We start from the raw sequence: 13,988 nt of genomic DNA on the forward strand, positions 1-13,988 counted from the left end.
AATCCTTAAAATATTTTTAAAAATGTCTTAAGAGCACCAAAACTGTAACATTCTAAAGCATCATTCGACTAATTTTAGAAACAAACCATTTAGAAATTATGCAGGCACACGAAATAGATTATCAGATTTTTGGAGAAGAAATGCAATATGTGGAAATAGAATTAGATCCACAAGAAATTGTAATTGCCGAAGCTGGCAGTTTTATGATGATGGAGAACAACATCCAAATGGAAACCATATTTGGTGATGGTTCACAGCAACAGGGATCAGGTTTATTTGGCAAACTTTTAAATGCGGGAAAAAGAGTCCTTACTGGCGAAAGCTTGTTTATGACGGCATTTTTAAACCAAGGTAATACCAAAAGCAAAGTTTCATTTGCATCACCTTATCCTGGAAAAATACTTCCTATTGACTTGACCCAATTTCAAGGCAAATTTATCTGCCAAAAAAGTTCTTTTTTATGCGCTGCAAAAGGTGTTTCAGTCGGAATTGAATTTTCTCAGAAATTAGGCCGAGGCTTATTTGGCGGCGAAGGTTTTATCATGCAGAAAATTGAAGGAGACGGAATGGCATTTGTACATTCTGGAGGAACTATGGCTAAAAAAGAATTAGCTCACGGCGAAGTCCTAAAAGTAGATACTGGTTGCATTATTGGTTTTACCAAAGATGTCGATTATGATATTGAATTTATTGGCGGAATTAAGAATTCTATTTTTGGTGGAGAAGGATTATTTTATGCCACTTTAAAAGGTCCAGGAACGGTTTTTATACAATCATTGCCTTTCTCAAGATTAGCAGATCGCATCATTGCATCGGCACCAAGATCTGGCGGAAATAGCCGAGATGAAGGAAGTCTCCTTGGCGGATTAGGAAATCTTTTAGACGGCGATAATCGATTTTAAATTTACAGAAACGGCTTTCAGAAATGGAAGCCGTTTTTTTTCACAACCACATAAGCCATATTAGTTAACTTAAATATTAAACTTGATCAATCAATATTTTTAACTCAAATGAACTTATATTTCTTATATGATTTCTCAATTCCTACCTTTGCACTTTACATTTAAAACATCATTTTGAAAAATATTCTTTATAAAAACACCAATATCTCTTTTACAGATTCAGGAAAAGGAAATACAATTGTTTTGCTTCACGGTTTTCTAGAAAACAAAAAAATGTGGTCAGAATATGTTGCTCTTTTTTCAGAAAAATATCGCGTTGTTGCAATCGACTTACTAGGTCATGGCGAATCTGATTGTTTGGGCTATGTTCATAAAATGGAAGATAATGCCGATGTTGTAAATGCAGTTTTGGAAGATTTAAAGATTGAAAAAGCCATCATCGTCGGACATTCGATGGGCGGTTATGTTGGTTTGGCTTTCGCCGAATTATATCCAGACAAAATCCGAAAATTAGTTTTACTGAATTCAACTTCTAAAGAAGACAGCGAAGAGAGAAAACTAAACAGAACACGTGCCATTAAAGCTGTAAAACAAAATTATGTGAGTTTTGTGAGTTTAGCCATTGCAAATTTATTCAGCGAAAACAATAGAATTCGATTAGCAGAAGAAATCGAAAAAGTAAAAACAGAAGCTTTAAAAACACCTTTACAAGGAATTATCGCTTCTCAAGAAGGAATGAAAATTAGAAAAGACCGAGAAGAATTGGTACGCAAAAATTTATTTCCAATTTTATTGATATTAGGCAAAAAAGATCCCGTTTTAAATTACGAAGAAAGCCTTTCTCAAATTGAAGACACAACCGCAGAATTGGTTTCATTTGAAGACGGACACATGAGCCAGATTGAAAACAAAGAAACGCTAAAAGCTGTTTTATTAGATTTCTTCGAATAACAATCTGAAACTATCAGAATCAAAAAAGGCCATTTCTAACCGAGGGTTGAAACAGCCTTTTTCTCATTCTTGGGGGCAAAATATCGTTATAACTTTGAAGTAATGTCTTTCTTGTATTTAGATAAAGTCGCTCTTGTTAATCCAAGATTTGCTTTAGTAGAATCTACCGCTAAGTAGATAAAATATCTTCCATCTTCAGAAACATCAATAATGTGAATCTGATCTGTAAGGGTAATTAAAATATCGTTTATTTTTTGATTTAATCCTAAAGCTCTAAGCGCATTTAATTTAGCTTTTACAACTTCTAAATTATAAGCCGAAGCCAATTCTGGATCAAAATCAGATTTTACTGTTAAAGAGCAGTAAGACATTCCTGTTTCAACTTCTGTAACCGAAACAGCAATAAATCCGTTAACATTCTCTTTTAAATCGTTTTGGAAATTTTGTAAAAAATCAGACATGTGTATTAAAATATTTGGTTTTAAATTAGTTGTTAAAAACAGAATCCATTCTTCTCAGCAATAGACCCATTTTACTTAAATCTTTAGAAAGCAACGCGATGCAATCATCATCTTGATTTTTGCATGCCACAACAATTCCGTCGTTATTTTTAATCATAACTTGTTTAAGATCGCCATTGTTAACGTCTTCAGACATTTCAAGGCACATCTTTAAAATCATTCCGATCATTGCAGCAACATTTCCGTCGTATTCTAAATTTACAGACTCATTTAAGATGCCATCAATATTAAAACTCAGTCCAGACTCTGCTCCAGTCTCCTGTACCAGTGTTTGTAAATCAATCATATTCTTATTTGTCATGTTTTGGAAGCGCCAAAGATATTTTAATATTGGCAATTGTGCGATAAACACTTGTTAAAAAAAGATGCAGTATAACGTACTGACGCACTTTTGTTTATCACTTAATTATTGCCGTTTTTTTGCAAAAATTATGCAAAAAAAATTAACATAAAAAGCAAATAACACTAAAAACATAACATTTTACTTAACAAAACTCATTTCTAAAATTAACATTTGCAGATTGTTGCATTTGACAAAAGTTTTTCTATAGTTTTGCAAAAAAATTTTATTACAATGAAAACTGTTGACGAATTACGCTTTGACTTAAATGTCAAACTGGAGAAGTTTAGAAGATTTCGTATTGAAAACGGACACATTAACAACACGACTTCAGAAGAAAAATCTAAAAAGGGTTTCTTCAAAAAAATATTCAGCTAAAAGCGCTTAAAAAATTGCCGAACTTGTGAGACGATCTTGAACAAGTTCGGCTTTTTTATTGATTATCTGAAACTTACAAAATATAAACTTCAAAATCTATTGTTATTTCAGATTATTTTTTCACAATCAAAATCAACCGTAATTTTTCTTTTTCCTTGAGAATTTTCTTTAATTAGTCGAAAGGCAATTTCAATCATTCTGAAGACAAATTACAAAATGACTCCTTCATTAATACAAATTTTAATTGATCAAAAAAGGTCATTTTAACTAGAAAACATCCCTACTTTCTAAAAGACAAATCTTTGTTTTTTAAACTTAAAAGGAATTTCTCCTAATCGCCCTCACAAATAAATTATACTTTTTGTTTATCGACAGATTACAAAAAGTATAGAAAAACAGAAAAAATTTAAACAAACTGATTTTGATGCAGATAACAAATGAAATTAAATAAGTCTAAAAAATTATAATTTAAATAAAAACAGACTTAGATTTTCTCCTCAAAAGGAATATTCACATCAAAAATTTCACCTAGCAAATTGGCAATTTCTTCCAAATAAAAGTTCAATATTTGAGGCGTTACTATAACATCAAGATCTTTCTCTTCTTTAAAGCCGAAAGGCAAAAAACCCGACTTTAAGTTTTTGAATGAAATAATCCCAACTTCTATCGGAAGTCCTCCCGCTTCTTTTTCAAACATGAAAGCATAAGCCAAAACCTGAATAATTTTATCGTTTTTAAGCTCTTGTGTTAGTCCGTTCCAAGTTTTCAATACAACATTCGACTTTTCTACTTTTCCCGTCTTATAATCGATAATTCTAATTTTTCCGTCCCGACGCTCAATACGATCGACATTTCCTTTAATCAAAACAGGAAATGGCAATTTCGGATGAACAAATTCGCGTTGATAAGTCTGCTCTAAAGCAATAATCTGGATCGCTTCGTTATTTTTTACTGACTCTAATTCCATTTTCAAGAAATTAGAAACGTTTCGTTTTGCTACTTCAAAAGCCAAAAGGTTTCTTCCTTTCTTAATTTCGCCTTCTTTATAAACTAATTTAAACTGTTTGAGAACTTCGTCATCCAGCAATTTAAAACAATTTGAAAGATCATCCTCAGAAATAAATTTTCCTATAAAAGGTTCATAAAGCGCTTTTAAAGTTTCGTGAATAATTGTTCCTAAAGTATTCAAAGCGATATTTTCTTCCACTTCTTCTACTTCACGAATTCTCAATATCTTCTGGAAATAAAATTCAATCGGATTTCGAATATAACTAGTCAATGCTGATGGCGAAAAACCGTTGATGGCAATTTCCTTTAAACGCTCCATTACCAATTCAGACTTCGGCACAGAAATAGGTTCATAAGCTGTATTTGGAAGCTCAGGATTATAAATATCAAAAGTAATATTATGCCTTAACTTCTTTTCGACTTCGAGCTGTGTAATAAAACGGCTTCGTTCTCCGGCATCCAAACCATCATTTTCAGTATTATAGATCAGATAAATATTTTTAGCTCTTTGCAATAAGTGATAAAAGTGATAGGTATAAATAGCATCTTTTTCCTTAAAAGTAGGAAGCCCAAGTTCTTTTTTGACATCATAAGGAATAAATGAATTCTGCGATTTCCCAGCTGGAAATTTTCCTTCATTCATAGAAGTTATAATCACGGTTTCAAAGTCCAAAACACGACTTTCTAAAACTCCCATGATTTGCAAACCACGCAATGGCTCACCCTCAAAAGACACTTCTGCCAAATCTATAATCTGTTTGTAAATTGAATGAAGCGTATCGATATTATCAATATGATGATGCTTTGAATAATAATTTATAAGCTTATTAATTACTTTAAAAACACCATAAACAAAAGCTTTTGCAATCTTTTCCTCTTCATTGTCATTGCTAAAATGTTCTTTAATTGCAATTAGTAAAGCCGAAATATTTTTTAAAACTGCAATAGACCCATTTTCCCATTTCTCAAATAGCAAATTAAAAAAAATCGAAGGCTCAGGATGAAGTTCTAAAATTTTATGATGTGTAATAAATGTATAATTATTCTCTTTTATAATTCTCACCAACCTGTGCGCGTTCGCATAAGGCTCAACCAAAGGGTGAGTCAAAATATCAAGTACGTCTTTGTAATAAAAAACATAACTGCCACCTTTTCGAGAAAGCGCATTAGTATGCATTTTAAACAATTTAGCAACAAATATCTGCGACGGATTATTCTTTCCTGAATATCCCATCGTAATATTTAAAGCCCCAACAGACGAAGGAAGCGAATACAAGACAGGAACCAATAAGTTTTCTTCGCCAAGTACAACAGCAACTTTATCTAATGAAGCATCAGGATTTTGATCTATCAAATCCTCAATAATACTTCCTGCCAATTTTGCTTGCCCAATTGTTTTTGGGGTTCCGATAATTTGAATGTTTTTTGATTGCGAAAAATCATCTACAATCCATTCAAAAACATTTGACTTATAATGTTTCCAGCTTTCTTTAAAACGTCTTAGAAAAAGACCTGCATCATGATACGGATCATTTAAGAAAGTTTGATCAGCGTCCCAAAAAATTTTAGCCTGGTCCAAAGCGAGTAAATGCTGTACAATTTTTTCTTCAGCTGCATTCAAAGCATTAAAACCTGCAAAAATAAAAGTGCGGTTTCCAGTAGTGTTCGAAAAATGATTAAGATTATTTACCGCTTCTCTATAAATCAAACCTTGATAACCAATTGATTTAAAAAGCAAATGATTATATAGTGACTCATAATACAAAGGGAGCAATTTCCAAAAGTCAATATAATTTTCTAGAAGTTTTGTTTTTTGATCCACTTCTAACCCCCATCTTTTTATATCCTCAATATCTTTTAGATAAGAAAGAACATGTGAAGGATCTAAAAGATATCTGTCAATTTCATTAAAGTCTTGCAATAGCGTTTTGGCCCAATTTGCAAATAACTCGAAAGATTGCTGATGTTTCTTTTCTGTAATGGATAAATAAACTTCATAAAATTCAAACAAAAGTTCGATCGAATCAACCGACCGAATTGAAGCAACATCTTGAACAAAATCTTCTATACTTGTAATTTCTGGAGCAATAATAGTCTTTGAAGTCTCTTTTTTAAGAGCTTCAATCAAAAAAACTTTTGCCCTTTTATTAGGAAGAATTATAGTTATTTCAGAAAGTTTATCTGCAAAATCCTGAATTACAACAGAGGCAATTTTTTGAAGAAAAGAAGTATTTACCATAGGATAAAAATAAAAAAAGCCATTCAATTAAGAATGGCTTTTCATATTTATTTAGAAAACTAATTATAGTTTACCTTGGTATTTAGAACCAATGTGTCTAATTTCAGTTCTTCTGTTTTGAGCTTTACCTGCAGCAGTTTTGTTACTTGCAACTGGTTGGCTAGAACCAAATCCTTTAGATTCTAAGTTCTCAGCGTTAACACCTCTTTGAACTAATGCATCTAACACAGCTTTAGCTCTGTCTTCAGAAAGTTTTTGGTTGATTTTAGCAGAACCTGTACTATCTGTGTGTCCTTCGATAGAGAATTTCGCGTTTGGATAGTTTTTAAGGATTTCTTTAATAGCATCTAATCTAGCTTGAGTTTCTTTGTCTCCAGTTTTGAAAGTAGCTTTTCCTGAGTTGAAGTATACCGCTCTAGCTTGAACTTTAAGATCTTCTAACGCCTCAGAAGTTACTTCTGGACATCCTCTGTTACTAGCAGGACCTGCAACTGTAGGACAGTCGTCATCTTTATCAGCAACACCATCTTTATCAGCATCTAAGAATGGACAACCACCGTTTTCTTTAGGACCAGCAACTGTAGGACATTTATCGTCTTTATCAGCGATTCCGTCACCGTCAGTATCAGGACAACCTTTTAAAGCAGCTAAACCAGCAACATCTGGACAAGCATCATCTTTATCAGCGATTCCGTCACCGTCTGTATCAGGACATCCGTTTAATGCAGCTAAACCAAATACATCTGGACAAGCGTCAGAAGCATCAACGATTCCGTCTCCGTCAGTATCAGGACATCCGTTGAATTGTTTTAAACCAGCAACATCTGGACAAGCATCATCTTTGTCATAGATTCCATCTCCGTCAGTATCTTTACCTCCGAATTTGAAAACTAAACCAGCAGTGTGTTGGAAGTGAGATGGAGCATCTGGAGCACCAGCAACATCTTGTCTATCACCACTAACAGCCCATTTGTATCTTGTAGCTAACTCAAGACCAATAGCATCAGTAAACCAGAAAGTAACACCAGCACCAGGGTTAACAGTTCCGAAACTGCTATCTCCGAAGAAAGTGTAACCACCACCAACAGATAACGAAGGATCAATCACTTTAGATTTGATTAATTCTTGGAAGCTATATTTGATAGTAGCATCAATTCCGTAGTACATTAAGTCACCAGGATTAGACACAACGTTACCTCTTGAATCGTGAGCAGAATTACTCGGATCAAAAGTAACATATTTATCAATTTTGTTTACAGATCCTTGTAAACCAACTGAGAAACCGCTACCAACATATCTTGACACACCAATGTAAGATAAAGAAGGAAGAATGTTCCAGTTGTCTTTTACAGCGAATGGCTGAGAGAAGTGCTGATCAAAAAATCCACTACCAGCTCCTGAACTTGTTCTAGTATCCACAGCATTAACCCCGAAAGAGATCGCCCATGGATTGTTACTGTCTTGCGCGTGAGCATTTAAACCCATCGCCATCAATACAGCAACTAAAAGTTTGTTAAGATGTTTCATACTTAATTTTTTTAATTACAATTTAGTTAATTACAAGCAAAAGTAACACCAAATTTTTTAAATACAAAATGAAATGTTAAAAAAAACCTACAAAAATTTAACAGATATGGTAATTATATAACTTTTAACATTTTACCGACAACTGTGAAGGCATTTATAGCCTTATCCAAGTGTTCTTTTTCATGTGCTGCAGATAACTGTACACGTATTCTAGCCTTGTCTTTTGGAACCACTGGAAAGAAAAATCCAATTACATAAATACCTTGTTTCAAAAGCTCGTTTGCCATTGTTTGAGACAATTTTGCATCGTACAACATAACTGGTACTATTGCAGAATCTCCATCGATAATATCGAAACCAGCTTTTTTCATACCCTCTTTAAAATAATCAGTATTCCATTCTAATTTATCTCTTAGAGTAGTGTCTTTTTCTAATAATTCGAATACTTTTATGGAAGCACCAACAATAGCAGGCGCTAATGAATTTGAAAACAAATAAGGTCGAGATCTTTGACGCAACAACTCGATGATTTCTTTTTTAGCAGTAGTATACCCTCCCATTGCTCCACCTAAAGCTTTACCTAGAGTTCCTGTTATAATATCCACTCTTCCCATCACTCCTTTTGCTTCAAGGGTTCCTTTTCCTGTAGCTCCAATAAAACCAGCCGCATGACATTCATCAACCATTACCATTGCATCATATTTATCAGCAAGATCACAAATTTTATCTAATGGAGCGACAAGGCCATCCATAGAAAAAACTCCATCGGTAACAATTAATTTAAAACGAGCCCCAGCTTCATTTGCTTTTATCAATTGCTGCTCTAGGTCTTCCATATTGCTATTCTCATAACGATAACGAGCCGCTTTACACAAACGAACTCCATCAATAATAGAAGCATGATTTAAACTATCTGAAATGATTGCATCATTTTCTCCCAATAAAGGTTCAAAAACTCCACCGTTCGCATCAAAAGCCGCCGCATATAATATCGTATCTTCTGTACCATAAAAATCAGCAATTTTTTTCTCTAATGTTTTATGAATATCCTGAGTTCCGCATATAAAACGAACAGATGACATTCCGAAACCATGTGTATCCATTGCGTCTTTAGCCGCTTGCACTACTTCAGGATGCGATGAAAGTCCTAAATAATTATTAGCACAAAAATTCAACACCGTTTCTCCAGTAGAAATTGTGATTTCTGCGCCTTGAGGAGAAGTAATAATACGCTCCTTCTTAAAAATTCCATTTTCTTCAATTGTCTGCAATTCTTTCTGCAGATGTTCTTTTATTTTACCGTACATTTTTTATTTATTTAAAACGTTAAAAATTAACAGCTTAACCAATATAAAGCTTCGTTTTTTCTTTAACATCTGATTAATTTTTTCACAAATTCATCACTTCAATTTCCGCTCCAATATACACCAAGGCTTTTTTCAAAACTGTATATCCTAAATCTTCAATTGCGTCTTGATACTCCTGAATCTGCTGCTGATATCTAGCATTAGCCGCTCCTGTTTTATAATCTAGCAAATACGCTTGTTTGTTTTCCAAAAACACAACTCGGTCGGGCTTTAAAATTCTTCCCTCTTTTTGAACAATTGTCTGTTCATTTAAAACGATATCTTTTCCATCAAAACAAATATTCAGTTCCGTATGGTTTACAATTTCTTTTAAAGTCTGCAAAACTTGATCAACTTGATCATAAGTTATCAGGCCATTTTCTAATGCTTTTGTTACCGCCAAATCAACATCTGATTTATCTTTAACGAAAGCCAAAATCTCATGAACAATATTTCCATACGAAATAGCTTCTTGCTGATGAGTTCCCCACATTAAAGCTTCTCGCTGTGCGATTTTAATATTTTTCGGATTTAAAACTTCTCTCACAACCGGAATTGATTTTACAGTATCAACCGTTTTCAAAGCCTTTGAAAGCCTCGTTTTATTTCCAAATTCGTAGTTCAATTTTTCTTCATCATAGAATCCTTGATTAATCAAAAATTTAATAAAAAAAGAAGCCATATTATTCGGGTATTCGCCGTCGGTTTTGGCTTTTAGCGATTGAGAAATAACATATAATTGTTCTTCGGCACGAGTTAGAGCAACGTAAAGCACATTTATATTATCTAAAAGTTCTTCTTGTTTTTTCAAATTAAAAACTGCCGATGCACTCTCTCCAAAACTCTCAACAGCACTGCTGTTATCAACCAAAGCTTTTGGAACTCCTAAATCTATTTCTTCAGTATCCAACCATAATTTATCCTTTGGTTTTCGATTATAATCTTCATCCGCAAAAGGCATAATTACGACTGGAAATTCTAATCCTTTCGATTTATGAATAGTCATAATTCGAACGGCATTATTTCCTTCTGGAGACGGAATACTAAACTTCTCCGAATTTTTATCCCAGAAAACTAAAAAGTCTGCAACACCAGATTGATTTCTAATATCTCTTTCTAAAACAATATCCAGAAAAAACTGCACATAAGCATTTCCTTCAGACGGAAGAATAAATTTAGAAATGATAATTTCCACAGCTTCATACAAAGATTTCTTTCTTACGTCTTCAAAAGAAAATGAAACATCAAAAGTCATAAGCCATTCTTCAAATTCTTTTTCAAATCTGTAGCTCATTCCCTTAGCAATAAAATCATGCACTGGCATTGATAGATCTTTTGTCGAAGAAAGAAAATGCAAAAAATTAGCCTTTGATTCTAAGTCGGCACTGTTATTTAAATATCTTAAAAGATGAATGATCAAACGAACTTCTGATGCATTTTGAATCATCAAAGTTTCAGAAGACAATAACGGAATTCCTTGTTCTGTCAAATAATTGGCAATGGCAATTCCCTGACCTCTTTTTCTAGTCAGAATTACAATATCTTTATATTCAAAACCTTGCCTAACTACTTCCTGAATTGTATTTAGAGTTGCTAAAACGTATAAATCAGATTTCTCTACAACTTCTTCTTCATCCGCAAATTCATTTTTATCAATGATAGGAAGAAAAGAAACATTTACATAACCGCCTTTTTTCGAATTCGTATTTTGAAAACTATGATTTTCATACAAATCCTTATAATCTTCATTTAAAAATTCTGCCGAAATCAGTTTAAAAAAAGCATTATTAAACTCAATCACCTCGCTATAACTTCGGTAATTGGTATTTAAATGTTTGAGCTGTTTGTCTGGATTATTAAAAGGATTTACATCTTTACTCAATTCAATAAACTGCTCGGCTTTACCTCCACGCCAACGATAAATAGATTGTTTAGGATCTCCAACAATCATCAAAGTTCCTTTGTTTCCTAAATCGTCCAAACCAGAAAGTGAGTTATCGATTAGCGGAATTAAATTCTGCCATTGCATTTCTGAAGTATCCTGAAATTCATCAATAAAGAAATTTCGATAACGTTCTCCCAGTCGCTCATAAATAAAAGGCGCTGGCTGATTCTGAATTTCGCGATGAATAATTGCATTGAATTCTGAAATCGATAAAATATTTTGTTCAGATTGAATTTTAGCAAGCTCATTACTCACCGTATTTAGCAAAGAAAGTGGTGTAATATTTTTCAAGAAAGCTTTATAAAAATCTCTTTTTTCGAAATTTTGATAAACCTCTTTTAATATCTGAAGTAATTCTGGAATAATATTTTCAATTAATGCTCGGTCTTTTGCCGTTTTATTAATCGCAATATCATCAAATTCATGAAAGGTTTTATTTTTTGGATTGAATTTTCCGCTTCGAATACTTTCTAAATGATTCGGAAAAGTTCCTCTTGAAAATGATTTTGGATCAATTCCGTTTTTATCAATTAATTCAATTGCTTTCGCTGCCAAACCTTCGTTGATTTCTTCCAGTTCTTTGCAAAGCGCTTGCATTTTCTTTTTAATCTCAACAAACTCCTCGATTGTTTTGTCTTGAAAATGTAGAATTTCGTTTCGATTATTCTCATTTAATACCAACCTTCCCGTATCGAGAATCTCGCGCGAAACATCCCAACTCTTGTCATCATCAGTTTTTTCCATTGTAAAATCGATGAGCAATTTCGTCAATGTTTCGTCTTCACCTGCTTGCGCAATAATAGCATCAACCGCTTCGACCAATAAATTTTCAGTATCCAAAGTGACTTCAAAAGTCATCGGAAGATTCAAATCATGCGCAAAAGCACGAATAACTTTATGGGTAAATTTATCAATGGTAGAAATATCAAAAGCAGCATAATTATGAATCAAGTGCTTAATGATCTGTTGCGATTTGGTTTTAATTTTAATGACCGAAAGCCCCGTATCTCGAGACAGATCTTCCATTAAATCTACTGCTTTTGGAGACGGATCGTCTTTCGCAAATTCAGATAGATTACCAACAATACGGCTTTTCATTTCATGAACCGCTTTGTTGGTAAAAGTAATCGCTAAAATATTTCGGTATGCATCGTTTTTTGGTGAAGAAAGAATAATTTTTAAATATTCTTTTACCAAAGTATAAGTCTTTCCTGATCCCGCAGAAGCATCATAAATGGAAAAAGACGGACTTTGCATAGTTTTGATTTTTTATATCGTAAAAATAGCACTTCTAGCGCACTATTAATTAAAAAATCAAATAAAATTGAGAAATCGATAAAACTTAGTGTTTTGGAAAAGCTCTTTTATTGAAAACCAAAAGTATACCTACACCTGTAGAAATTGCTATATCGGCAACATTAAAAATAGCATTAAAGAAAGCGAAATGTTTTCCTCCAAAAATCGGCAGCCAAGTTGGAAGCTCACCTTCCCAAATAGGAAAATAAAACATATCTACAACCAAACCATGAAACCAAGTTCCGTAAGGTACTGGAGAAAAAATAGTAGCTAAGTTATGTGTGCTGTCATCAAAAATAACTCCGTAGAAAACAGAATCGATAATATTTCCTGCCGCTCCAGCGAAGATTAATGCGATAGCTGCTATTAAATAATTAGAATGACGTTTTTTTACTGAATCAGAAAGCCACCAGCCAATTCCGACAACAGCAAAGATTCTGAAGACTGTCAAAATTAATTTTCCGTATTCACCTGGTATTTTTGTACCCCAAGCCATTCCTTCATTTTCGATAAAATGAATTCTAAACCAATCAGCAATTACAAATTCTTCGCCTAGGACAAAATTTGTTTTGACATAAATTTTAGAAAGCTGATCAACAATTAAAACTAAGAATATAAGGAAATACGCTTTTCGTAATGACATTTTATAATTTTTTGATGGGCAAAAATAACAATTTAATCAAAAAAAACGCTCCTAAAGGAGCGTTAATTCTTTTGTAACAAACTAAACAAGTTTATCTGCTAATCTAAACCTCGTAAAGTTTACTTTTTCACGGCAGCTTTGGCTGGTGTTTTTGGACTGTCGGAAAAGAATTCTGAAATGGACTTAAATATCCCTTTGCTTTCTTTTCCGGCCGCCAATTTCTTAGCTTCTCCCTTTTTTACATCAGCTTTAAACTTAACGCGCAGTTTTTCAAAATCTTTCATTCTGCGCTCTACATCAGAGTTTACTTCTTTGAATTTCAATACTTTAGCCATAATGTAAGTTTTTCGTAGTAAATAATTTAAATTATTACTGATTTGGTACTACAATGATACATAATTTAATTTATATTTGTTAATAAAAATTAACACTTGTTTAGGTTAAACAAGAATTATTTTTTGAAACCAAATACCAAATGAACTGAATTTAACATTCCTTTGCAAATCCTACAAAATCATGAACGAAATCACAACTACTCTAAATGACTTTCTTGTCAGCACAAAATCTACTGCCGCTTTAATATTAAACGGAAAAGGTAAACTAATTACCTCACTGAATCTAGATTACGGAGACAGTATCGCCGCTATGAGCGCAGCAATTTTATCTATGAGCGAAAAATTCTTAATTGATTTAGAAAAAGGCTCTTTAAAGCAATTATACCTAAAAAGCGCTGAGGGCGTAATTGTTGGAAACAAAATAAGTGGCTCCAACTTTATTGTTGCTTTTTCTAGAGAAGGAAGCAACCTTGCGTTATTAATGCGTTCTACAGAAGAAGTTTCTGCCGAATTAAGCAAAAATTCACTATTGAAATAATATAAAATTCTATTAACAA

The 13,988-nt window shown here is 33.1% G+C and carries 12 protein-coding genes; 4 read left to right on the forward strand and 8 right to left on the reverse strand.

The annotated features are described in order from the left end of the window. Positions 1 to 98 precede the first annotated feature (98 nt). Both ACE01P_RS09055 and ACE01P_RS09060 read left to right on the forward strand, forming a co-directional pair. Positions 99 to 902, forward strand: coding sequence for a TIGR00266 family protein (locus ACE01P_RS09055; RefSeq protein ID WP_379696486.1), 804 nt, complete (start codon positions 99 to 101; stop codon positions 900 to 902). A gap of 174 nt (positions 903 to 1,076) precedes the next feature. Next, positions 1,077 to 1,853, forward strand: a complete 777-nt coding sequence (locus ACE01P_RS09060; RefSeq protein ID WP_379696488.1) for an alpha/beta fold hydrolase — start codon at positions 1,077 to 1,079, stop codon at positions 1,851 to 1,853. Between the two features lie 86 nt (positions 1,854 to 1,939). Here the strand turns inward: ACE01P_RS09060 and ACE01P_RS09065 are convergent, their stop codons facing one another. Together ACE01P_RS09065 and ACE01P_RS09070 are read right to left on the reverse strand one after the other, a co-directional pair. Further along, entirely contained in the window at positions 1,940 to 2,314 is a 375-nt protein-coding gene (locus tag ACE01P_RS09065; RefSeq protein WP_095928390.1) for a hypothetical protein, read from the reverse strand. A gap of 25 nt (positions 2,315 to 2,339) precedes the next feature. Continuing rightward, complete coding sequence (locus ACE01P_RS09070) at positions 2,340 to 2,675, reverse strand: hypothetical protein (RefSeq protein ID WP_379696490.1); 336 nt, start codon at positions 2,673 to 2,675, stop codon at positions 2,340 to 2,342. Positions 2,676 to 2,948: 273 nt separating this feature from the next. Between ACE01P_RS09070 and ACE01P_RS09075 the strand changes: the two genes are divergently transcribed. After that, a complete protein-coding gene (locus ACE01P_RS09075; RefSeq protein ID WP_198855343.1) occupies positions 2,949 to 3,092 on the forward strand; it encodes a hypothetical protein in 144 nt (47 codons plus the stop codon). 484 nt (positions 3,093 to 3,576) lie between these two features. On the opposite strand, the gene ACE01P_RS09080 is transcribed toward ACE01P_RS09075, so the two are convergent. The 6 genes from ACE01P_RS09080 to ACE01P_RS09105 all read right to left on the reverse strand — a co-directional run bounded on the left by ACE01P_RS09080 (position 3,577) and on the right by ACE01P_RS09105 (position 13,431). Next, complete coding sequence (locus ACE01P_RS09080; protein ID WP_379696493.1) at positions 3,577 to 6,339, reverse strand: PD-(D/E)XK nuclease family protein; 2,763 nt, start codon at positions 6,337 to 6,339, stop codon at positions 3,577 to 3,579. Positions 6,340 to 6,402: 63 nt separating this feature from the next. Continuing rightward, entirely contained in the window at positions 6,403 to 7,866 is a 1,464-nt protein-coding gene (locus ACE01P_RS09085) for an OmpA family protein (RefSeq protein ID WP_379696496.1), read from the reverse strand. 113 nt (positions 7,867 to 7,979) lie between these two features. Further along, positions 7,980 to 9,173 carry a glycine C-acetyltransferase gene (gene kbl, locus ACE01P_RS09090; RefSeq protein ID WP_379696499.1) on the reverse strand — a complete coding sequence of 398 codons (1,194 nt, stop codon included), beginning with the start codon at positions 9,171 to 9,173 and terminating at the stop codon, positions 7,980 to 7,982. A gap of 82 nt (positions 9,174 to 9,255) precedes the next feature. Beyond that, on the reverse strand, positions 9,256 to 12,414 hold the full coding sequence (locus ACE01P_RS09095; protein WP_379696502.1) for a UvrD-helicase domain-containing protein: 3,159 nt from the start codon (positions 12,412 to 12,414) through the stop codon (positions 9,256 to 9,258). A gap of 85 nt (positions 12,415 to 12,499) precedes the next feature. Next, positions 12,500 to 13,096, reverse strand: a complete 597-nt coding sequence (locus tag ACE01P_RS09100) for a lipoprotein signal peptidase (RefSeq protein WP_379696505.1) — start codon at positions 13,094 to 13,096, stop codon at positions 12,500 to 12,502. A 119-nt stretch (positions 13,097 to 13,215) separates the two neighbouring features. After that, positions 13,216 to 13,431 (reverse strand): hypothetical protein, encoded by a 216-nt coding sequence (locus tag ACE01P_RS09105; RefSeq protein WP_379696508.1) that lies wholly within the window; start codon positions 13,429 to 13,431, stop codon positions 13,216 to 13,218. Between the two features lie 181 nt (positions 13,432 to 13,612). Here ACE01P_RS09105 and ACE01P_RS09110 point away from each other — a divergent pair, with 181 nt between their 5' ends. After that, on the forward strand, positions 13,613 to 13,969 hold the full coding sequence (locus ACE01P_RS09110; protein ID WP_223710525.1) for a roadblock/LC7 domain-containing protein: 357 nt from the start codon (positions 13,613 to 13,615) through the stop codon (positions 13,967 to 13,969). Positions 13,970 to 13,988: the final 19 nt, after the last annotated feature.

The organism is Flavobacterium sp. HJSW_4, from assembly GCF_042436695.1.
Classification (GTDB): Bacteria; Bacteroidota; Bacteroidia; order Flavobacteriales; family Flavobacteriaceae; genus Flavobacterium.